Raw genomic sequence first — 20296 nt, forward strand, 5'->3', positions numbered from 1 at the left:
TCGGCGACGGCGAGCCGAAGATCGGCGCGCACGGCAAGCCGGTGCTGTTCCTGCATCCCAAGGATTTCCTCGGTACCTTGATCGAATTGGAAGAGGCGTGAGCGGCGATGAAATGGTACACGGCGCTTGCGATTTACACCGTCATCTGGTGGCTGGTTCTGTTCATGGTGCTGCCTTGGGGCAATCGCCCGATCGCGACCGAGGACGTGGCCAAGGGCCACGCCGCGGGTTCGCCCGAGCGTCCGCGCATCCTGATCAAGTTCGCGCTCACGTCGATCGTGGCGGCGGTTGTGTTCGCGATCGGCTATTGGGCCTACGTTTCCGATCTGATATCGATCCGTCGTTGAGCCAACTCGGCTTGTACCGCCGGCCCTTCCGGAGATATGATCGCTTCATGCGCACGCTCATTGCCTCCGCCGCGATTCTGTCCTTGTTTGCGCCCGCCGCCGGGGTGTTCGCGGCGTCGGCCAAGGGCTCGTCAGTCAAATTGAGCCGCAGCGAATGCAGCCGCATCGTCAAGCACCAGTCGAGCGCCGAATACAAGCCTGGCACCGACGCGCGCGGCAAAAAAGTCAAGGAAGCCGATCTGCCCGGCGGCAGCCCGATCAAGCTTCCCGAAACCATTTCCATCGATATCGGATTCGACCTCGACAAGAAATACGGCCTCGGTTCGGGCGGCAAATACACGGGCGAAAGCGTGATCGGTAAGGTCACGGTCAAGGGCGACAAGGTGTACTGGAACGACAAGCCGCTCGATCAGCGCGACCAAGCCGCTATCGCCGAAGCCTGCCGGCAAACCTACGGGACGAAAAAATAACCGATGCGCCTATCCCGATACTTTTTGCCCACCCTCAAGGAAAATCCGTCCGAAGCCCAGATCGTCTCCCACCGCCTGATGCTGCGGGCGGGGATGATCCGCCAGTCGAGCGCCGGCATCTATTCATGGCTGCCGCTCGGCTTTCGCGTGCTCGCCAACATCCAGCGCATCGTCGAACAGGAACAAGACGCCATCGGCTGCCAGCAGTTGCTGATGCCGACCATCCAGCCCGCGGATCTCTGGCGCGAAAGCGACCGCTACGATGCCTATGGGCCCGAAATGCTGCGTATCCGCGACCGCCACGAGCGCGACATGCTCTACGGCCCGACCAACGAGGAGCAAATTACCGACATCTTCCGCGGCTCGATCAAGTCGTATCGGGATCTGCCCAAGCTGCTCTATCACGTGCAGTGGAAGTTCCGCGACGAAATCCGCCCCCGCTTCGGCGTGATGCGCGGGCGCGAGTTCCTGATGAAGGACGCCTATTCGTTCGATCTCGATTACGCCGGCGCGCGCACTTCCTACAACAAGATGTTCGCGTGCTACCTGCGCACGTTCCAGCGGCTCGGGCTCAAGGCGATTCCGCTCGCCGCCGACACCGGCCCGATCGGCGGCGACCTCAGCCATGAATTCTTGATCCTCGCTGAAACCGGCGAATCGCAGGTATTCTGCCATCGCCAGCTGCTCGATTTCGCCTTACCCAACGCGGTGCCGGACGATCCCAAGGACTTGCAAGCCCTGGTCGACCGCTGGACCTCGGTCTACGCCGCGAGCGACGAGAAGCACGATCCGGCCAAGGGCGCCGCTCTGGGGGCTGATCTGGTCACCGCGCGCGGCATCGAGGTCGGGCATATCTTCTATTTCGGCACCAAGTACTCGAAGCCGATGAAGGCGATGGTCGCCGGACCCAAAGGCGAGGAAATCATGGTTGAAATGGGTTCCTACGGCATCGGTGTTTCGCGTCTCGTCGGCGCGATCATCGAGGCGTCCCACGATCTGGCCGGAATCGTCTGGCCCGAATCCGTCGCGCCGTTCCGTGTCGGGCTGATCAACCTCAAGAACGGCGATCCCGATTGCGACCGGGCGTGCGAGGAGATTTACCGCACCCTCGGCGAGCGCGGCGTGGCGACGCTCTACGACGACCGCGACCAGCGCGCGGGCGTCAAGTTCGCCGACATGGACCTGATCGGCCTGCCGTGGCAGCTGGTGGTCGGCCCGCGCGGGGTGAAAAGCGGCGTGGTCGAATTCAAGAACCGCAAGAGCGGCGAACGCCAGGAATTGAGCCGCGAGTCCGCGCTCGCCCGTCTCGTCGGCGACTGAGGCGGGGAAGGGAACGGCGCGTGTTCACCCGCTTCGAATGGTCGGTCGCCATGCGCTACCTGCGCGCGCGGCGCCAAGAAGGATTCATCTCCGTCATCGCTTGGTTCTCGTTGCTCGGCATCGCCCTCGGCGTCGCCACGCTCATCATCGTCATGTCGGTGATGAACGGATTCCGCCATGAACTGCTGTCGCGCATCCTCGGCCTCAACGGCCATCTCGGCGTCTATGGCCTAAGCGCGCCGCTGACCGATTTCGATGCCATGGCGCTCGCCGTGCGCAAGGTGCCAGGCGTCGTCTCCGCCACACCCATCGTCGAGGGCCAAGTGATGGCGACCGCGCGCGGTGCGGCGCGGGGTGCCCTGGTGCGCGGTATCCGACCCGACGACCTCGCCAAGCAAAGCCTGGTCGCCCGCAGCATCGTCGGCGGCGGGCTCGCCCAGTTCGAGGGGGAGGATGCGGTCGTGGTTGGCGCCCGGCTCGCCGACCGGCTCGGCCTAGCGGTCGGTGACCGCGTCACGCTCATTTCGCCGCAGAGCACGGCGACTGCGCTCGGCACCGTGCCGCGCATGCGCGCGTACCGGATCGTCGCCACCTTCAACGTCGGCATGTTCGAGTATGATTCCAGCTATGTTTTCATGCCGCTGAAAGCCGCGCAAATCTACTTCCGCGTGCCCGAGGCGGTCACCAACCTGGAAGTGTTCGTCACTGATCCCGACGATGCGCCGCGCGTCGGCGCGCACATCTTGGGCGCCCTGCAAGGCAAGGTCCGCATCCACGACTGGCAGCAGGCCAACTCCAGCTTCTTCAACGCGGTCCAGGTTGAACGCAACGTCATGTTCCTGATCCTGACCCTGATCATACTGGTCGCGGCGTTCAACATCGTTTCCAGCATGATCATGCTGGTCAAGGACAAGGGCCGCGACATAGCCATTCTGCGCACCATGGGCGCGACACGCGGCTCGATTATGCGCATCTTTTTCATGAGCGGGGCCAGCATCGGCGTCATCGGCACGCTCGCCGGATTCGTGCTCGGCGTCGCGTTCGCCCTCAACATCGAAGCGATCCGCCAGGCGATCCAGGGGCTGACCGGCGGCGAGCTGTTCGCCGCCGAAATTTATTTCCTCTCCAAGCTGCCGGCGCGCATCGACTGGTCGGAGGTGACGGCGGTGGTGCTGATGGGGCTCGGGCTTTCGTTCCTTGCCACCATCTATCCGTCCTGGCGCGCCGCAACCATCGATCCGGCCGAGGCCCTTCGTTATGAGTAAGACCGTCTTGCAGCTCGCCGAGGTCGTGCGTGTGTTCCGCCAAGGCCGCGATTCGCTCGCGGTGTTGAAGGGCGCCAACCTGTCGCTTCGCGCGGGCGAGATCGTCGCCCTGGTCGGTCCCTCGGGCGCGGGCAAATCGACGCTGCTGCACATCGCCGGGCTTTTGGAAAAACCGGACGAGGGCGAAGTGATCATCGCCGACCTCGCCTGCGGCGCCCTCGACGACGACGAGCGCACCCGGCTGCGCCGCGCCAACCTGGGCTTTGTCTACCAGTACCACCACCTGCTGCCCGAGTTTTCGGCGCTGGAAAACGTGATCGTGCCCCAGGCCATCGCCGGACTGCCGCGCGCCGAGGCGGAGTCCCGCGCGCGCGAACTGTTGGTCACGCTTGGCCTTGCTGAGCGCGCCAACCATCGTCCGGCGCGCCTGTCGGGCGGCGAGCAGCAGCGCGTCGCCATCGCCCGCGCACTCGCCAACGCGCCCGCCGTCCTGCTCGCCGACGAGCCGACCGGCAACCTCGATCCGCATACCGCCGACGAGGTGTTCGGTCTCTTGCTCAAACTCGCGCGCGGCGCGAATCTTGCCGCCTTGATCGCCACCCACAACGTCGATCTCGCCCGACGCATGGACCGAACGATTCGCCTGCACGACGGCGTGCTTGTGGATAATTAGATCGATTCGGGTGACTTCGCGCGCAGGGTGTGAAATCCTTTCCGCCCCATGCCGCACGCTTCGTTCGTCCACCTCCGCGTTCATTCCGCCTATTCCCTGTCCGAAGGCGCGATCCGCATCGACGCGCTGGTGAAACGCTGCCGTCAACTCGACATGCCGGCGGTCGCGGTCACCGACACCAACAACCTGTTCGGAGCGCTCGAATTCTCCCATTACGCGCGCGATGCGGGCGTGCAACCGATCATCGGCTGTCAACTCAACTTGACGCGCGAGGATCCGGCCGGCGCGCGCCCCGGTTTCGCTCCGGCAAGCGCGAGCGGCCCCGATGCCGACCCGTTGGTGCTACTGGTGCAAAGCGCCGCCGGTTATCGTAACCTGCTCAAGCTTGTGCGCATCGCCCAATTCGGACGGGAAGGGGGCGAAGCCCCGCTTAACCCGCAAGTCGGTCTCGACGATCTCGTCCGTTACGGCGAAGGACTCATTCTGCTCGCCGGCGGCGCGGCGGGACCGGTCGGCCGCCTGCTCGCCGCCGGACAAGTACCCGCCGCCGAAGCGCTGTTGCTGCGCCTCGCCAAGGCGTTTCCCGGCCGGCTCTATGTCGAGTTGATGCGCCACGGCACGCCGGAAGAAAAAGCGACCGAGGCGGGTTTTCTCGAACTCGCCTACCGGCACGGCCTGCCCCTGGTTGCGACCAACGAAGCGTTTTTTCCCGAACGCCGCATGTATGAAGCCCACGATGCGCTTCTCTGCATCGCCGCAGGCGCAACCCTTTCGGCGACCGAGCGACGGCGGGTGACGGCCGAACACTATCTCAAATCCCCGGACGAAATGCGGGCGCTCTTCGCCGACGTGCCGGAAGCCGTGGACAACACGCTCATCATCGCCAAACGCTGCGCCTTCATGGTCGAGAAGGTGGCGCCAATCCTTCCCCCATTCGATTGCGGCCCGGGCGTGAGCGAAACGGAAGGGCTCAAGATCCAATCTCACGCCGGCCTCGAAGCGCGCCTCAAGGCGAGCGTCTGGAAACCGGGCATGGACGAAGCGACGAAGGAGGCGGTCGCGCGCCCTTACCGGGAGCGGCTTGACTATGAACTCGGCGTCATCGCCAAGATGGGCTATGCCGGCTACTTCCTGATCGTCGCCGACTTCATCCGCTGGGCCAAGACGCAAGGAATTCCGGTCGGGCCTGGGCGCGGCTCGGGCGCGGGCTCGGTCGTCGCTTGGGCGTTGACCATCACCGACCTCGACCCGTTGCGCTTCGGGCTTTTGTTCGAACGCTTCCTCAACCCCGAGCGCGTGTCGATGCCCGACTTCGACATCGACTTCTGCCAGGACCGCCGCGACGAGGTGATCCACTACGTCCAGGAACGCTACGGCCGCGACCGAGTGGCGCAGATCATCACCTTCGGCAAGCTCCAGGCCCGCGCCGTGCTGCGCGACGTCGGCCGGGTGCTGGAAATGCCCTACGGCCAAGTCGACAAGCTCTGCAAGATGGTGCCGCACGACCCGGCCAAGCCCGTGACCCTCGACCAGGCGGTCGCCAAGGAACCGCTGTTGCAGAATGCCATTGACGAGGACCCCGCGGTCGAGCGGCTGTTCACCATCGCCCGCCAACTGGAGGGGCTTTACCGCCACGCGTCAACCCATGCCGGGGGCGTGGTGATCGGCGACCGCCCGCTCGACGAATTGATCCCGCTTTATCGCGATCCCAAGTCCGACCGACTGGTGACCGGATTCAATATGAAATACGTCGAGGAAGCCGGCCTGATCAAATTCGACTTCCTCGGGCTTAAGACGCTCACCGTACTCGCCGACGCGGCCAAGCTAGCGGAAAAGGAAAGCGGAACCAAAATCGACCTCGCCAACCTCCCGCTCGACGACGAAGCGACCTTCGCCATGCTCGCCAGGGCCGATACCACCGGGGTGTTCCAGCTGGAAAGCGCGGGAATGCGCGACGTGCTGCGCAACCTCAAGGCCGATACCTTCGAGGACATCATCGCTGTCGTCGCTCTCTACCGCCCGGGTCCTATGGGCAACATCCCGAGCTACATCCGCCGCAAGCACGGCCAGGAGAAGCCCGACTACCTCTATCCGACCCTGGAAGGGATCCTGAAGGAAACCTTCGGCATCATCATCTACCAGGAACAGGTGATGCAGATCGCCCAGGAATTAGCCGGTTTCTCCCTCGGCCATGCCGACCTGATCCGCCGCGCCATGGGCAAGAAGATCAAGTCGGAGATGGACAAGCAGCGCGAGGCGTTCGTCGAGGGCGCCCGCAACCGAAACGTGCCCGAGGCGCGCGCGCGCGACATCTTCGACCTGGTCGCCAAGTTCGCCGACTACGGATTCAACAAATCCCACGCCGCAACTTACGCGCTGGTCGCCTATCAGACCGCCTACCTCAAGGCCCATCACCCGGTCGAATTCCTGGCCGCGTCCATGACCCACGACATGGCCAATACCGACAAGCTCAACGTCTTCCGCCAGGAAGTGGATCGCATGGGAATTCGCTTGCTGCCGCCGGATGTGAACGCTTCCGAGACGCGTTTCTCGGTCGGGCGCGACGCCGATGGCAACCCGGCGATCCGCTACGCGCTCGCGGCGGTGCGCAACGTCGGCGCGGCAGCCATGGACGCGCTCGTCGCCGAACGCCGCGCCAATGGGCCGTTCCGCGACCTAGCCGATTTCGCCCGGCGACTCGATCCCAAGGTCGCCAACAAGCGCGCGCTCGAAAACCTCGCCCGCGCCGGGGCGTTCGATGGCCTCAACCCCAACCGACGCCAGACCTTCGAAGGGATCGAGGAGATCCTGCGCCACGCCCACGCCGCCAACGAGGAGCGGGCCAGTTCGCAAATCTCGCTCTTCGGCGGGGGCGGAGATATGGCTCGGGCCAAGATCGTACTGCCCGACGTCGCCGATTGGCCGCCCATGGACCGCCTCGGCCACGAATTCGAGGCGATTGGGTTTTACCTTTCCGCCCATCCGCTCGACGCCTACCGCCGCACGCTGGCGCGGCTTTCGGTCCGCCCCATCGCCGAAGTCGCCGCCGATCCCGAACCGGGCCCGGTCCGGCTTGCCGGCACGGTGATCGGTAAGAAAGAGCGCACCTCGGCCAAGGGTAACCGCTACGCTTTCGTCCAATTTTCCGACATGACCGGGGTGTTCGAAGCGGTGGTGTTCGCCGAAACCCTGGCCGCGTCACGCGGGCTTCTGGAGGTCGGCCGCTCGCTGCTGGTGCGTGCCGCCGTCCAGGTAGAAGGGGAAAGCTTCCGGCTCACGGTCCAGGGCCTGGAGTCCCTGGAGGAGGTCGCGGCCCGCACCGCCGCCGGTATCCGCATCGTGGTTGCCACCCCGAACGCGATCGCCCCAATCGGCGAGATCATCGCCGGCAGGCGGGGAGGAAACGGTAACGGCAATGGGCGCAAGGGACGGGTCAAACTGGTGTCCCGGCTCGATACCGGCCATGAGGTCGAATTCGACCTCGGCGAATATCGTCTGAACCCGGCGGCGCTGGCCGCGGTGCGCAATGTCACCGGGGTGTTGGAGGCGAGCGAAATCTAACCCCAAACGTCAACGTCACAACTTAATGTATTGACGTAAAACAATAAATAACAAAGGGCTACCAACGGATGGTTCGGGCTTGCCACGCCGGGCAGGGGCGGGTATCTAACCGCCCGCTAAATCCGCACGCGGGCTCGCGGCGTCGGGGGTGACCCTGGTAACGCCGCTCCGGTGTCCCGGATCGGGACGCAAGCCTGCGGAGGCACAACCGGAGAAGGACTGAAACGATGGCGCTCCCCGCGTTCACGATGCGTCAGCTTTTGGAAGCTGGCGTCCATTTCGGCCACAACACCCGCCGCTGGAACCCGAAGATGGCCCCCTACCTGTTCGGGGTCCGTAACGGCATTCATGTTATCGATCTCGGCCAGACGGTGCCTCTGCTCCATCAGGCGATGGTCGCGGTGCGTGACGTGGTCGCCGCCGGCGGGCGCGTGCTGTTCGTCGGCACCAAGCGCCAAGCTTCCGACAAGATCGCGGAAGCGGCCAAGCGCTGCGGCCAGCATTACGTCAACCACCGCTGGCTCGGCGGCATGCTCACCAACTGGCGCACGATCTCCAACTCGATCAAGCGCCTGCGCGATCTCGACCAGAAACTCGAAAAGCCCGAGGCGGTCACCGGCCTGACCAAGAAGGAGCAGCTCAATCTCCAGCGCGAGCGCGACAAGCTCGAACGCGCGCTTGGCGGCATCAAGGAAATGGGCGGACTGCCCGATATCCTGTTCGTTATCGACACCAACAAGGAACAGATCGCCATTGCCGAGGCGCGCAAGCTCGGCATTCCGGTGGTCGCGATCATCGATTCCAACAGCGATCCCGAGGGCATCACCCATCCGGTCCCCGGCAATGACGACGCGTTGCGCGCCGTGACCCTCTATTGCGATCTGATGGTCGGCTCGGTCCTCGACGGCATCCAGGCGGAACTGTCCGCGCCCGGCAAAGGCAAGGATATCGGCGCCATGGACACGCCGCCGGCCGAAGCGTTGCCCGTCGGAACCGCGAATGCGCCGGAAACCCCGGCGGCACCGAGCGCCTGAGCGGAGCCCGCGATCATGGCCGAAATCTCCGCCGCTCTCGTCAAGGAACTGCGCGAAAAATCCGGTGCAGGGATGATGGATTGCAAGAAGGCGCTCGCCGAAACCGGCGGCAATCTCGAAGCCGCCGTCGATTGGCTGCGCAAAAAGGGCCTCGCCGCCGCCGCCAAGAAGGCGGGCCGCGTCGCCGCCGAAGGCCTGGTCGCGCTCGCCGTCGAAAGCGGTCGCGGCGCCCTGGTCGAAGTCAACAGCGAAACCGATTTCGTGGCCCGCAACGAAGTTTTTCAGTCGTTTGCCGCCAACGTCGCCAAACTCGCGCTCAAGTCCGACGGCGATCTGGAAAAGCTCAAGGCCGCCGCCTATCCCGGCACGGGACGCACCGTGGCCGACGAATTGACCCATCTGATTTCGACCATCGGCGAAAACATGAATCTCCGCCGGGTCGCAATCCTGGAATCGCCGCGCGGCATAATCGGCTCCTACATCCACAGCGCCGCAGCGCCCGGTCTCGGCAAGATCGGTGTTCTCGTCGCGATCGAGTCCGCCGCCCCGGCGGATAAACTCGACGGCATCGCCAAGCAGCTCGCCATGCACGTCGCCGCCGCCAATCCCCAGGCCGTGAGCCGGGAAGGACTGGACGCAGCGGCAATCGAGCGCGAGCGCGCCGTTCTCGCCGATCAGGCCCGCGCCTCGGGCAAGTCCGAAGACATCGTCGCCAAGATGGTCGAAGGGCGCTTGCGCAAGTTTTACGAGGAAGTCTGCCTGGTCGACCAAGTGTTCGTCATCGACGGCGAAAGCCGGGTCGCTCAGGCGATCGAGCGGGCGGCCAAGGCTGCCGGCCAGCCGATCACGGTCAAGGGCTTCGCCCGATTCGCTCTCGGCGAAGGGATCGAGAAGGGCCAGACCGACTTCGCCGCCGAGGTGGCCGCCGCCGCAGGCCACTAATGGCTCGATTTCGGCGGTTTCGCGCTGGTCAAAGCCCTACAGCGCTTGGGTCGAAACCTTAAATTTACCAAGACCCTGCGGGATTTCCTGGTATAAACTGGCGGAATATCTGGGTTTCCCGCACCGGGATCGCAAATCGGTCGCGATTTTGCGCTCCGGCGCGAGGGGTTTGCGCGTGGCCTAAATAGAAGAACGGAACATCATGGCCAAAGCCGTCAAATACCGCCGCATCCTGCTCAAGCTGTCGGGCGAGGGTCTCATGGGCCGGCGCCCGCAGGGCTTCGATCCCAAGACGATGGATCGCCTCGCGTCCGAGGTTGCTCGTCTCGTCAAGGCGGGCACGCAGGTCGCCCTGGTCGTCGGCGGCGGAAACTTCTTTCGCGGCACGGAAGGCGAAGAGTTGGGGATCGAGCGCGCCAACGCCGATTACATGGGCATGCTTGCCACCGTCATGAACGCGCTCGCCCTCCAGGCCGTCTTTCGCCGTGCCCGATGCAAGGCACGGGTGATGTCGGCGATCCCGATGAATCCGGTGTGCGAACCCTATACCCGCCGCCGTGCGCTCGCTCATCTGGAGGCGGGCGAGGTGGTGATCTTCGCCGCCGGCACCGGCAATCCGTTTTTCACCACCGACACGGCCGCCGCGCTGCGCGCGAGCGAGATGGGTTGCGACGCCTTGTTCAAAGGCACGCAGGTGGACGGCGTCTACAGCGCGGATCCGAAGAAAGTGCGCGGCGCCAAGCGCCACGACCGTCTCGGCTACGATGAGGTTCTCGCCGGCAACCTCAAGGTAATGGATGCTGCGGCGGTGGCGCTCGCGCGTGATAATCGCATCCCGATCGTCGTGTTCTCGATTCACAAGCCCGGAGCGCTGGCGCGCGTGATCGCCGGCACCGAGCGTCACACCGTCGTCAATTGATCGTCGCCGCCCGAAGGAGCGCGCCATGGCCTGGACCAACTTCAACACGATGAAGAACGACGCCAAACACCGCATGGATGGAACGCTCACCGTCCTGCATAAGGAATTCTCGGGGCTGAGAACCGGCCGTGCTTCGACCAGTCTGTTGGAGCCGGTCATGGTCGATGCCTACGGCGGCAAAATGCCGATCAACCAGGTCGGCACCATCGGCGTGCCCGAACCGCGCCTGTTGACGGTGCAGGTGTGGGATCGCGGTTTGATCAAATCGGTGGAGAAGGCGATCCGCGAAGCCAACCTTGGTCTCAATCCGCAATCGGACGGGCAACTGATTCGCATCCCGATCCCGGCCCTCACCGCCGAGCGGCGCCAGGAGTTGGCGAAGATCGCCGCCAAGTATGCCGAGGAAGGCCGCGTCGCCATCCGCAACGTTCGCCGCCATTGCATGGACGAACTGAAAAAGCTCGAGAAGGACCACAAGATTTCCGAGGACGAACACCGCGATTACTCGTCCCAGGTACAGAAGCTAACCGACGAATACATCAAGAAAATCGACGACACGCTCGCCCACAAGGATCAAGAGATCAAGCAAGTCTGAGGCCATGACCGACATTTCCTTCGAATCTTCGCGTCGCGGTTCGGTACCCGCCCACGTCGCCATCATCATGGACGGCAACGGCCGCTGGGCGCAGCGGCGCGGATTGCCGCGCACCGCCGGCCATCGGCGCGGCGCCGATGCCGCCCGCATCGCCGTGCGCGCAGCGGCCGCCCACGGCGTGCGTTACCTGACGCTCTACGGCTTTTCCTCCGAGAACTGGAAACGCCCGGCGGATGAAGTCGAGGAACTGATGGGGCTGCTGCGCTTCTATCTCCGCAGTGAGATCGCCGATCTGCACAAGGAAGGCATCCGGCTCCGCGTCATCGGCGACCGGTCCCGCTTGGCGCCCGATATCGTCAACCTGATCGAGGATGCCGAACGCCTGACCGCGAACAACGCGACTCTCACGCTGCTCATCGCCTTGAGCTACGGCAGCCGCGCCGAGATCGCCAACGCTGCCCGACAACTGGCCGAGGATGCCGTCGCCGGCCGCATTCGCCCCTATGAGATCGACGAGGCGACGCTCGCCGGCCGCTTGTTCACGGTTGGCGTACCGGATCCCGATCTGCTGATCCGCACCAGCGGCGAGCAACGCATCAGCAACTTCCTGCTGTGGCAGTTGGCATATACCGAATTCGTGTTCCTCGACACCCTATGGCCCGATTTCTCCGAGGAAGACTTTGCACGCGCGATCAAGGAGTACCATGGCCGCGACAGGCGTTATGGCGCTACCGGCGCTTAATTCCGGCAGCGGGGATTTGTGGCCCCGGCTCGCCTCGGCGGCGGTGCTCGCGCCGCTGGCGCTGGCGGTCGCGTATGTCGGGCCGCCCGTGTTCGAGGCGGCACTGATCGCCGTCGCCGGCGTGCTGGCGTGGGAATGGACGGCCTTGTGCGGAAGCCATCGTGCGTCGCTCATGCGTGCGTTGCTGACGCTCGTGGCCGCCGCCGCCGTCCTGTTGGTCGCGACGGACGAGATGTGGCCCGCCGTTATCGCCATCGGAGCCGGGACGCTGGCCGCGGCCGCGCTCGAAGGCGACGCCGCCGAAGGGAAGGGCAAGCGCGCGTGGATGGCGATCGGCGTGGTCTATATCGCTGTGCCGGTGGCGGCGCTCGAATGGCTGCGCCTCGCCCCGCATGGCCGCGAATTGGTCGCTTGGCTCCTGATCGTGGTGTGGGCCTCGGACACGGTCGCCTACGTGTTCGGGCGCACCTTTGGCGGGCCAAAACTTGCTCCCTCGATTAGCCCGAAGAAAACCTGGTCCGGATTGGCTGGCGCGGTAATCGGTGCGGCGGCAGGCGGAGGCTTTTGCGCCCTGGCCTTCGGCGCCGACGACGCTGCCGGCTTCGCCCTTATGGCCGCGCTATTCGGTTTGGTCGGACAAGGCGGCGATTTGATGGAATCCGCCATCAAGCGCCGCTTCGGCGTCAAGGACACGAGCCGGATCATTCCCGGCCATGGCGGCCTGTTCGATCGTCTGGATGCGTTCATGGCCGTCGTGGTTCTCGCCGCGGCGGCGCGCGCGGCCGGTTGGACGGGAGGAACGACATGGTGATACCCGCGCCCCGCCTGGTGCCGGTCGCCGACACCGATCCGTCGCCGAAGCGGGTGACCATTCTCGGGTCGACCGGCTCGGTCGGACGCAACACTGTCGACTTGATTGGCCGCGCGCCCGACCGTTTCGTGGTCGAGGCTATTACCGGCAACCGCAACGTGGCGCTGCTGGCCGAACAGGCGCGGAGCTTGCGCGCCCGTGTCGCCGTGGTCGCCGACCCGGCGCTCTACGGCGAGTTGCGCGACGCGCTCGCCGGCAGCGACGTGCTGGCGGCCGCGGGCCCCGAGGCGGTGGCCGAAGCCGCCGCCCGCCCGGCCGAATGGGTCATGGCGGCGATCGTCGGAGCGGCCGGATTGAAGCCGACGCTCGGCGCGATCCGGCGCGGCGCGGTGGTCGCGCTCGCCAACAAGGAATGCCTGGTGTGCGCGGGCGATCTCATGGTCGCCGAGGTGCGCGCTCACCACGGCACCCTGCTGCCGGTCGATTCCGAGCACAGCGCGATTTTCCAGGTGTTCGAATTCGAACGCGCCGAATCGGTCGAACGCGTGGTGTTGACCGCCTCGGGCGGACCGTTCCGCACCTGGACCAAGGCGCGCATGGCTCAAGCCACCCCCGAACAAGCGGTGGCGCATCCCAATTGGAGCATGGGCGCGAAAATTTCGGTCGATTCCGCCACCATGATGAACAAGGGGCTGGAAACGATCGAGGCGTACCATCTGTTTCCGATCGAAAAGCATCAACTCGACGTGGTGGTGCATCCGCAATCGGTCGTGCACAGCATGGTTGCGTACGCGGACGGCTCGGTGCTGGCGCAAATGGGCACGCCCGACATGCGCACGCCGATCGCCTTCACGCTCGCCTGGCCGCGCCGCATGGCGGCGCCGGTCGAACGGCTCGACCTGGTGCGCGTCGGGTCGCTGACCTTCGAAACGCCGGACGAGAACCGTTTTCCCGCCCTTCGGCTCGCGCGCGCGGCGCTCGCCGCCGGCGGCTCCGCACCCGCGGTGCTGAACGCCGCCAACGAAATCGCCGTCGCCGCGTTCCTCGATCGCGCCATCGGCTTCCTTGATATTGCGGCGGTAGTGGAAGATGCTCTCGCCCAAGTGCCGGCACGTTCGCTCGTCGACCTCGCCGCGGTCCATGACGCCGACGCCGAGGGACGGCGCGCCGCCCAAGCCGCCGTTCGGCGCATGACCGCCAAAAAAACGTGAACGGAATCGACAGTCCATGACCATTCTCGGATTTACCTGGTACTACGTGCTGACCTTCCTCGCCGTTCTGTCGGTGCTGATCTACGTGCACGAGTTCGGCCATTATTGGGTCGCGCGCCGGAACAGGGTCCGGGTCGAGGTTTTTTCCATCGGTTTCGGCCCGGAACTATGGGGCCGCACGGACCGTCACGGTACGCGCTGGAAGGTGTGCGCGATTCCGCTCGGCGGCTACGTTAAGATGTTCGGCGAAATCATGCCCGGGGAAGGCGAGGGCGAGGGCGCGAACGAACGCCCATTGACGCCCGAAGAAAAAGCCGAATCCTTCACCCACAAGCGCCTCGGCCAACGTTCCGCCATCGTCGCGGCCGGGCCGATCGCCAATTTCCTGTTCGCCGTTTTTGTGTTTGCCGCGGTCTTTTCGGTATTCGGCAATCCGGTCCCGCTTGCCGTGGTGGGCGAAGTGGTGCCCGGCACGCCCGCGGCCTCCGCCGATATTCGCCCGGGCGACAAAATTCTCGCGATCGAATCCGAAACAGTGACCACGTTCGAGGACGTGCGGCGCATCATCGGCGCGCATCCCGACGTACCGGTGCGTCTGCGCATCGCCCGGGACAACGCCGAAATCGTCGTCGTCGCCACCCCCCAGTCCGCACCCGTCGCCGACGCCAAGAACGGCGCCAGGATCGGACGCATCGGTATCAAGCCGGACGCGACCGAAGTCGCCTATGAGCGTCAAAATCCGTTGACCGCGTTGTGGATGGGGGCGGAGCGAACCGTGTCGCTCACCGGACAAATCTTATCCTATCTCGGCCAAATCATTGCCGGACGCCAGGATGCCCGTGACCTGGGCGGGCCGCTCAGGATTGCCCAGATGTCGGGCGAGGTTGCCCAGGACGGTGGCTTGGTCAGCCTGCTGCTGTTCACCGCCGTACTGTCGGTCAACCTGGGCCTGATCAACCTGTTTCCGATCCCCATGCTCGACGGGGGACATCTCTTGTTCTATGCCGCCGAGGCATTGCGTGGCCGGCCGCTGTCGCCGCGGGCCCAAGAATACGGTTTCCGCTTCGGGTTGGCCTTGGTACTTATGCTGACGGTGTTCGCGACCTGGAACGACTTGGTGAACCTCAAGGTCATCGAGTTTCTCCGACAGTTGATCACATGAGGAGGATGAACGACGCCATGCGCCGCTTTGCGCCCGCACTCGCGCTCCTGCTCGCGCTCCTCGCGCCGGGCGGGCTCGCGCGCGCGCAAAGCGGCGCAGGCGACATCGTGCGCGAGATTCATGTCGAAGGCACCCAACGCATCGAGCCCGAGACGGTCCGTTCCTACCTGACCTTCCAGCGCGGCGAGTCTTACGATCCGGCGCGCGTCGATAGCTCGATCAAAACCTTGTTCGCCACCGGCTTGTTCGCCGACGTGACCATCCGGCGTCAAGGCGCCAACGTGATCGTGGCGGTGGTGGAGAATCCGGTCGTCAACCGCATCGCCTTCGAGAACAACAAGAAGCTGTCGGACGAGACCCTGACCGCCGAAACGACGCTGCGTCCACGCAATATTTACACCCGCACCAAGATCCAGAATGACGTGCAGCGCATTCTTACGCTCTATCGCCGCAACGGCCGCTTCGCGGCGACCGTCGAGCCCAAGGTCATCCGCCTGCCGCAGAACCGCGTCGATGTGGTGTTTGAGATCGACGAGGGCGCGCCGACCGCCGTGCAACGCATCCGCTTCGTCGGCAACAAGGAATTCGGCGACGGCAAGTTGCGCGATGTGATTCGCACCAAGGAAACCCGCTGGTACCGATTCCTGTCGTCGGACGACACTTACGATCCGGACCGCCTGACGCTCGATCGTGAGCTTCTGCGCCAATATTATCTCAGCAAGGGATTCGCCGACTTCCGCGTCCTGTCGGCGGTCGCCGAACTGACGCCCGACCGCAACGATTTCTTCATCACCTTCACGATCGACGAGGGCGCGCGTTACCGCTTCGGCAAGATTGAGATCGAAAGCGTCTTGCGCGGCGTGACACCCGCCGATATCGCCGACGCGATCGAAGTCGAACAAGGCGATTGGTACAGCGGCAAGGAACTGGAGAACGCCGTCGACAATTTGATCCTGCGCGTTTCGGGCATGGGCCATCCGTTCGTCGACGTTCGGCCGCGCATCGACCGCGACCGCGAGAAGCGCGTCATCAACGTCGCTTTCGAAATCGGCGAAGGACCGCGCATGTTTGTCGAGCGCATCGAAATCGTCGGCAACGTGCGAACCCAGGACCGGGTCATTCGGCGCCAATTCCGGCTGGCCGAGGGCGATGCCTTCAATGCCGCTAAACTCAAACGTTCGCGCGAGCGCATCAAGAACCTCGACTATTTCGAAAAGTTGAACGTCGAACAGCTTCCCGGCAGCGCCCCGGATAAGACCATCCTCAAGACCGAGGTCGAGGAGAAGTCGACCGGCTCGATCTCGCTCGGCGTCGGGTACTCGACCTCCAACGGCGCGCTCACCGACGTCACGTTGCGCGAGCGCAATTTCCTCGGCCGCGGCCAGGACGTGCGCATCGGCGGCCGCGTCGCCCAGCGCGGTACCCAGATCGATTTCGGCTTCACCGAGCCCGCATTCCTCGATCGCGAACTGAGCGCGGGATTCGATGCGTTCCACGTTACCCGCGACTTGGTCGACATCAGCGGCTATAAATTTAAGTCGACCGGCGGCGGCGTGCGCTTCGGCTACCTTATCACCGAACGTCTGAGCCAGGGCTGGCGCTACACTCTGCGTAGCGCCGAGTTGCAGAACTTCCGCACCGGCATTTCGCCGCTCATCCGGGCCGAAGATCCGACCTTCATATCGTCCGAAGTCGGTCATACCCTCGGCTACGACCGCCTTGATAGCACCGTTAGCCCGACCAGCGGCTACTTCGTGCGCATGAACAACGATATTGCCGGGCTTGGCGGCGACGTGTTCCACGTCCGCAACAAGTTGAGCGGCGGCAAATACTTCCCTTTGCAGGACGACTGGGTCCTGGGGCTACGCGCGACCGGCGGTTATATCACCGCCTATAACGGCAAGAACGTCCGCATCAGCGACCGATTCATGGTCGGCGGCGACGACATCCGCGGGTTCCGCACCGGCGGCATCGGCCCGCGCGACAGCACCGGCGACACCCTCGGCGGCGAATGGATGTACGCCGGCACCGCCGAAGTCCTGTTCCCGCTCGGCCTGCCGCCCGAGTTCGGCGTCAAGGGCAAGATGTTCACCGACCTAGGCAGCGCCGGCAAAATAGACCCGACCAGCGCCACGGTCCGGGACACCGGCAGCCTGCGCGCCTCCGTCGGCGCCGGCATCAACTGGGCGTCCCCGTTCGGGCCGATCGGCATCGATTTCGGCGTCCCGGTTCTCAAGGAAAGCTTCGACAAGACCGAGCTCGTTCGCGTCAACTTCGGCACAAAATTCTAGGAGATCGTTTTGAAAATGCACCCGAGGGTTATCTTTTTCGCGCTGTTGGCTACCGCTGTCTTCGCCGGCACCGCCTTCGCGCAACAACCCGCGCCCGCGGCCGCCCCGGTACTCAAGATCGGTGTCATCGACATCGAACAGATCCGACGCGAGGCGACCGCGGTTCAGGACGCCCGCAACCAGATCACCGGCTTCCACAACATGGTCCAGACGGAAATCCAGAAGGAAGAGAACGAGCTGCGCCAAGCCAACCAAGAACTCGCCCGCCAGCGTACCGTGCTCGCCCCCGAAGCCTTCAACGAGGAACGGCGCAAGTTCGAGACGCGCCTGGTCGAAGTCCAGCGCAAGGTGCAGGAACGCCGCCAGGAGCTCGACGATCTCCAAAACGACGTGATGCGCCGGATGAACGAGGCGATGGCCGAAGTGGTCATTGAAATCGCCCAGGAACAAGGCTATTCCCTGATTCTGCGCCTCGATCAAGCGGTGTTTGCGGCCGAACCGTTTCTCATCACCAAGATGGTGCTGGAGCGGCTCAACAAGAAACTTCCGTCCATCAAGATCGCCGAGCCGGCGAGCCTCAAGGGCGCGGCCAAGGCCAAGGGACCCGCCAAGGCCAAGGCCGAGCCGGCGAAGAAAAAGCAATAGCCTCGGCATGGCCGACCCGCGATTTTTCGCCGCCGCCGGGCCTTTCACGCTTCGGGAATTGGCGACGATCGCGAGCGCGGAAATCGCGGGCGGCGACGAAACGCGACGCTTCGTCGATGTCGCGCCGCTCGGCACGGCCGGGCCGGACGAGATCAGTTTCCTCGACAATCGGCGCTACCTCGACGCGTTTCGTCAAAGCCGCGCCGGCGCCTGTTTGGTCGCGCCCGACGCCGCCAAAGCCGCGCCCGCGGGCATGAGTCTTTTGATCGCCAAGGACCCGTATCGCGCCTACGCCAAGGTCGCGGCCGCGTTCCATCCGCCGCGCGCGTTCGAACCCGGCATCCACCCCGCCGCCCACATCGGCGACGGGGCGCGGATCGGCGAGGGTTGCCGGATCGAAGCCGGTGCGGTAATCGGCGAGCGCGCCGAAGTCGGCCGGCGTTGCCATATCGCCGCCAATGCCGTGATCGGCGAGGGCGTGGCCATCGGCGACGACGGCTGGATCGGCCCCGGCGCCTCGATATCCCACGCCGTTCTCGGCGCCCGCGTGATCGTGCACGGCGGAGCGCGCATCGGCCAGGACGGATTCGGTTTCGCCCTCGGTCCGCAAGGCCATCTCAAGGTGCCGCAGCTCGGCCGAGTCCTGATCGGCGACGATGTGGAAATCGGCGCCAATACCACCATCGATCGCGGCGCCGGGCCCGATACGGTCGTCGGCGACGGAACCAAGATCGATAATCTCGTCCAGATCGCCCATAATGTCCGCATCGGCCGCGGCTGCGTGATCGTCGCCCAGGTCGGCATTTCGGGCAGCACCCGGATTGGCGATTTCGTCATGCTCGGCGGCCAGGCCGGCCTAACCGGGCATCTCGAGATCGGCGACGGCGCCAAGGTCGCGGCCCAAGCGGGCGTGATGCGGGATATCGAGCCCGGCGTCACCGTCGGCGGCTCGCCCGCCGTGCCGCAGCGGCAATGGCTCAAAAGCGTCGCCATGATCGAACGGATGACGCGTAAGGACTGAGGCCAGGAGACACCGAGCATGAACGAACAATCCAGCGCCGCCGGAACGGTCATCGACATCAACCGCATCATGCGGTTGATTCCGCACCGCTATCCGTTTCTGCTGATCGACAAGGTCACCGACCTGGTCCCCGACGTCAGCGCCACCGGCATCAAGAACGTCACCTACAACGAGCCGTTCTTTCAGGGGCACTTTCCCGGCCATCCGATCATGCCCGGCGTGATGATCGTCGAGGCCATGGCCCAGACCGCGGCGGTGATGGTGATGGAAACCCTGAAACGCACCGCCGACGAGGGCTTGGTCGTCTATTTCATGTCGGTCGACGAGGCGCGCTTCCGCAAGCCGGTGGTGCCCGGCGACACGCTCCGCATCCATGTCGCCAAGCGCCAGCATCGCGGCGCCGTCTGGAAATTCGAGGGCCAAGCCAAAGTCGGCGACGTTTTGAACGCCGAGGCCGTGTTCACCGCCATGATCGTGGAGCCGAAATGACCGATATTCATCCCACCGCCGTCGTCGACGGCAAGGCCCGCCTGGGCAAAGGCGTGGCGATCGGCCCTTATTGCTGCGTCGGCCCCGACGTGGAGCTGAAGGACAATGTCCGCCTCGTATCGCACGCGGTGGTCATGGGCCTGACCACGGTCGGCGAAGGAAGCGTCATCTATCCTTTCGCGTCCATCGGCCATCCGCCCCAGGACTTGAAATATAAGGGCGAGAAATCGCGCCTCGCCATCGGCCGGCGCAACGTCATCCGCGAACACGTCACCATGAATCCCGGCACCGAGGGCGGCGGCATGCTGACCCAGACCGGCGACGACTGCCTGTTCATGGTCGGCGCCCACGTCGCGCACGATTGCCGGATCGGCGATCACGTCATCCTGGTCAACAACGCCACCCTCGCCGGGCATGTCCACGTCGAGGATTGGGCGATCCTGGGAGGGCTTTCGGCGGTGCACCAGTTCGTGCGCATCGGCAAGCACGCCATGGTCGGCGGCATGTCGGGCGTGGAAAACGACGTCATCCCCTACGGCTCGGTTACCGGCAATCGCGCGCGCCTGCAGGGCCTCAACATCGTCGGGCTCAAGCGGCGCAGCTTCTCGCGCGACACCATCCACGCGCTGCGCAACGCTTATCGGCTGCTGTTCGCCCAGGAAGGCACCATGGCCGAACGGCTCGCCGACGTGGCCGAAATGTTCCATGACAACGAGCCGGTGATGGATATCGTCACGTTCATCCAGGCGGATTCTTCGCGCGCGATCTGCCACCCGGCCCTCGACGACGCGGCGTGAG

At 64.7% G+C, this 20296-nt stretch carries 20 protein-coding genes; all 20 read left to right on the forward strand.

What is annotated here, in order from left to right; all coding sequences use genetic code 11:
- On the forward strand, nucleotides 1–101 hold a 101-nt coding region (locus tag FJ311_06315), incomplete at its 5' end, for a methylmalonyl-CoA epimerase (GenBank protein MBM3951050.1).
- 6 nt (nucleotides 102–107) lie between these two features.
- Entirely contained in the window at nucleotides 108–347 is a 240-nt protein-coding gene (locus FJ311_06320; GenBank protein MBM3951051.1) for a DUF1467 family protein, read from the forward strand.
- A gap of 47 nt (nucleotides 348–394) precedes the next feature.
- Nucleotides 395–817: a hypothetical protein gene (locus FJ311_06325; protein ID MBM3951052.1), complete on the forward strand. Its 423-nt coding sequence runs from the start codon at nucleotides 395–397 to the stop codon at nucleotides 815–817.
- A gap of 3 nt (nucleotides 818–820) precedes the next feature.
- Nucleotides 821–2137 carry a proline--tRNA ligase gene (locus FJ311_06330; GenBank protein ID MBM3951053.1) on the forward strand — a complete coding sequence of 439 codons (1317 nt, stop codon included), beginning with the start codon at nucleotides 821–823 and terminating at the stop codon, nucleotides 2135–2137.
- Nucleotides 2138–2157: 20 nt separating this feature from the next.
- The gene (locus FJ311_06335) at nucleotides 2158–3402 is read left to right on the forward strand and encodes a lipoprotein-releasing ABC transporter permease subunit (protein MBM3951054.1); all 1245 of its coding nucleotides are present in this window, start codon (nucleotides 2158–2160) and stop codon (nucleotides 3400–3402) included.
- Nucleotides 3395–4075, forward strand: coding sequence for an ABC transporter ATP-binding protein (locus tag FJ311_06340; GenBank protein MBM3951055.1), 681 nt, complete (start codon nucleotides 3395–3397; stop codon nucleotides 4073–4075). Before FJ311_06335 ends, FJ311_06340 begins: the two co-directional genes overlap by 8 nt.
- Nucleotides 4076–4123: 48 nt before the next feature.
- Nucleotides 4124–7636 (forward strand): DNA polymerase III subunit alpha, encoded by a 3513-nt coding sequence (gene dnaE, locus FJ311_06345; protein ID MBM3951056.1) that lies wholly within the window; start codon nucleotides 4124–4126, stop codon nucleotides 7634–7636.
- 227 nt (nucleotides 7637–7863) lie between these two features.
- Nucleotides 7864–8670 carry a 30S ribosomal protein S2 gene (gene rpsB / locus FJ311_06350; protein MBM3951057.1) on the forward strand — a complete coding sequence of 269 codons (807 nt, stop codon included), beginning with the start codon at nucleotides 7864–7866 and terminating at the stop codon, nucleotides 8668–8670.
- A gap of 15 nt (nucleotides 8671–8685) precedes the next feature.
- Complete coding sequence (locus tag FJ311_06355; protein MBM3951058.1) at nucleotides 8686–9612, forward strand: elongation factor Ts; 927 nt, start codon at nucleotides 8686–8688, stop codon at nucleotides 9610–9612.
- A gap of 202 nt (nucleotides 9613–9814) precedes the next feature.
- On the forward strand, nucleotides 9815–10531 hold the full coding sequence (locus FJ311_06360; GenBank protein MBM3951059.1) for a UMP kinase: 717 nt from the start codon (nucleotides 9815–9817) through the stop codon (nucleotides 10529–10531).
- Between the two features lie 25 nt (nucleotides 10532–10556).
- The gene (locus tag FJ311_06365; protein MBM3951060.1) at nucleotides 10557–11126 is read left to right on the forward strand and encodes a ribosome recycling factor; all 570 of its coding nucleotides are present in this window, start codon (nucleotides 10557–10559) and stop codon (nucleotides 11124–11126) included.
- Nucleotides 11127–11130: 4 nt separating this feature from the next.
- Nucleotides 11131–11868, forward strand: a complete 738-nt coding sequence (locus FJ311_06370) for an isoprenyl transferase (protein ID MBM3951061.1) — start codon at nucleotides 11131–11133, stop codon at nucleotides 11866–11868.
- Nucleotides 11831–12679: a phosphatidate cytidylyltransferase gene (locus FJ311_06375; GenBank protein ID MBM3951062.1), complete on the forward strand. Its 849-nt coding sequence runs from the start codon at nucleotides 11831–11833 to the stop codon at nucleotides 12677–12679. The genes FJ311_06370 and FJ311_06375 overlap by 38 nt, the downstream gene beginning before the upstream one ends.
- Entirely contained in the window at nucleotides 12673–13890 is a 1218-nt protein-coding gene (locus tag FJ311_06380) for a 1-deoxy-D-xylulose-5-phosphate reductoisomerase (GenBank protein MBM3951063.1), read from the forward strand. Before FJ311_06375 ends, FJ311_06380 begins: the two co-directional genes overlap by 7 nt.
- 16 nt (nucleotides 13891–13906) lie before the next feature.
- The gene (rseP, locus tag FJ311_06385) at nucleotides 13907–15052 is read left to right on the forward strand and encodes an RIP metalloprotease RseP (GenBank protein MBM3951064.1); all 1146 of its coding nucleotides are present in this window, start codon (nucleotides 13907–13909) and stop codon (nucleotides 15050–15052) included.
- A 17-nt stretch (nucleotides 15053–15069) separates the two neighbouring features.
- The gene (bamA, locus tag FJ311_06390) at nucleotides 15070–17343 is read left to right on the forward strand and encodes an outer membrane protein assembly factor BamA (protein MBM3951065.1); all 2274 of its coding nucleotides are present in this window, start codon (nucleotides 15070–15072) and stop codon (nucleotides 17341–17343) included.
- 15 nt (nucleotides 17344–17358) lie between these two features.
- The gene (locus tag FJ311_06395) at nucleotides 17359–17988 is read left to right on the forward strand and encodes an OmpH family outer membrane protein (GenBank protein ID MBM3951066.1); all 630 of its coding nucleotides are present in this window, start codon (nucleotides 17359–17361) and stop codon (nucleotides 17986–17988) included.
- A 7-nt stretch (nucleotides 17989–17995) separates the two neighbouring features.
- Nucleotides 17996–19009, forward strand: coding sequence for a UDP-3-O-(3-hydroxymyristoyl)glucosamine N-acyltransferase (gene lpxD, locus FJ311_06400; protein MBM3951067.1), 1014 nt, complete (start codon nucleotides 17996–17998; stop codon nucleotides 19007–19009).
- 18 nt (nucleotides 19010–19027) lie between these two features.
- Entirely contained in the window at nucleotides 19028–19498 is a 471-nt protein-coding gene (gene fabZ, locus FJ311_06405; GenBank protein MBM3951068.1) for a 3-hydroxyacyl-ACP dehydratase FabZ, read from the forward strand.
- Nucleotides 19495–20295, forward strand: coding sequence for an acyl-ACP--UDP-N-acetylglucosamine O-acyltransferase (lpxA, locus tag FJ311_06410; GenBank protein MBM3951069.1), 801 nt, complete (start codon nucleotides 19495–19497; stop codon nucleotides 20293–20295). Before fabZ ends, lpxA begins: the two co-directional genes overlap by 4 nt.
- Nucleotide 20296 lies beyond the last annotated feature (1 nt).

It is taken from the genome of Rhodospirillales bacterium, from assembly GCA_016872535.1.
Taxonomy (GTDB): Bacteria; Pseudomonadota; Alphaproteobacteria; order Rhodospirillales; family 2-12-FULL-67-15; genus 2-12-FULL-67-15.

What these genes read in the sequence shown, in the direction of transcription:
- FJ311_06320 (MBM3951051.1), top strand. Translation starts at nt 108, where the DNA reads ATGAAATGGTACACGGCGCTTGCGATTTACACCGTCATCTGGTGGCTG.
- FJ311_06325 (MBM3951052.1), top strand. Translation starts at nt 395, where the DNA reads ATGCGCACGCTCATTGCCTCCGCCGCGATTCTGTCCTTGTTTGCGCCC.
- FJ311_06330 (MBM3951053.1), top strand. Translation starts at nt 821, where the DNA reads ATGCGCCTATCCCGATACTTTTTGCCCACCCTCAAGGAAAATCCGTCC.
- FJ311_06340 (MBM3951055.1), top strand. Translation starts at nt 3,395, where the DNA reads ATGAGTAAGACCGTCTTGCAGCTCGCCGAGGTCGTGCGTGTGTTCCGC.
- dnaE (MBM3951056.1), top strand. Translation starts at nt 4,124, where the DNA reads ATGCCGCACGCTTCGTTCGTCCACCTCCGCGTTCATTCCGCCTATTCC.
- rpsB (MBM3951057.1), top strand. Translation starts at nt 7,864, where the DNA reads ATGGCGCTCCCCGCGTTCACGATGCGTCAGCTTTTGGAAGCTGGCGTC.
- FJ311_06355 (MBM3951058.1), top strand. Translation starts at nt 8,686, where the DNA reads ATGGCCGAAATCTCCGCCGCTCTCGTCAAGGAACTGCGCGAAAAATCC.
- FJ311_06360 (MBM3951059.1), top strand. Translation starts at nt 9,815, where the DNA reads ATGGCCAAAGCCGTCAAATACCGCCGCATCCTGCTCAAGCTGTCGGGC.
- FJ311_06365 (MBM3951060.1), top strand. Translation starts at nt 10,557, where the DNA reads ATGGCCTGGACCAACTTCAACACGATGAAGAACGACGCCAAACACCGC.
- FJ311_06370 (MBM3951061.1), top strand. Translation starts at nt 11,131, where the DNA reads ATGACCGACATTTCCTTCGAATCTTCGCGTCGCGGTTCGGTACCCGCC.
- FJ311_06375 (MBM3951062.1), top strand. Translation starts at nt 11,831, where the DNA reads ATGGCCGCGACAGGCGTTATGGCGCTACCGGCGCTTAATTCCGGCAGC.
- FJ311_06380 (MBM3951063.1), top strand. Translation starts at nt 12,673, where the DNA reads ATGGTGATACCCGCGCCCCGCCTGGTGCCGGTCGCCGACACCGATCCG.
- rseP (MBM3951064.1), top strand. Translation starts at nt 13,907, where the DNA reads ATGACCATTCTCGGATTTACCTGGTACTACGTGCTGACCTTCCTCGCC.
- bamA (MBM3951065.1), top strand. Translation starts at nt 15,070, where the DNA reads ATGCGCCGCTTTGCGCCCGCACTCGCGCTCCTGCTCGCGCTCCTCGCG.
- FJ311_06395 (MBM3951066.1), top strand. Translation starts at nt 17,359, where the DNA reads ATGCACCCGAGGGTTATCTTTTTCGCGCTGTTGGCTACCGCTGTCTTC.
- lpxD (MBM3951067.1), top strand. Translation starts at nt 17,996, where the DNA reads ATGGCCGACCCGCGATTTTTCGCCGCCGCCGGGCCTTTCACGCTTCGG.
- fabZ (MBM3951068.1), top strand. Translation starts at nt 19,028, where the DNA reads ATGAACGAACAATCCAGCGCCGCCGGAACGGTCATCGACATCAACCGC.
- lpxA (MBM3951069.1), top strand. Translation starts at nt 19,495, where the DNA reads ATGACCGATATTCATCCCACCGCCGTCGTCGACGGCAAGGCCCGCCTG.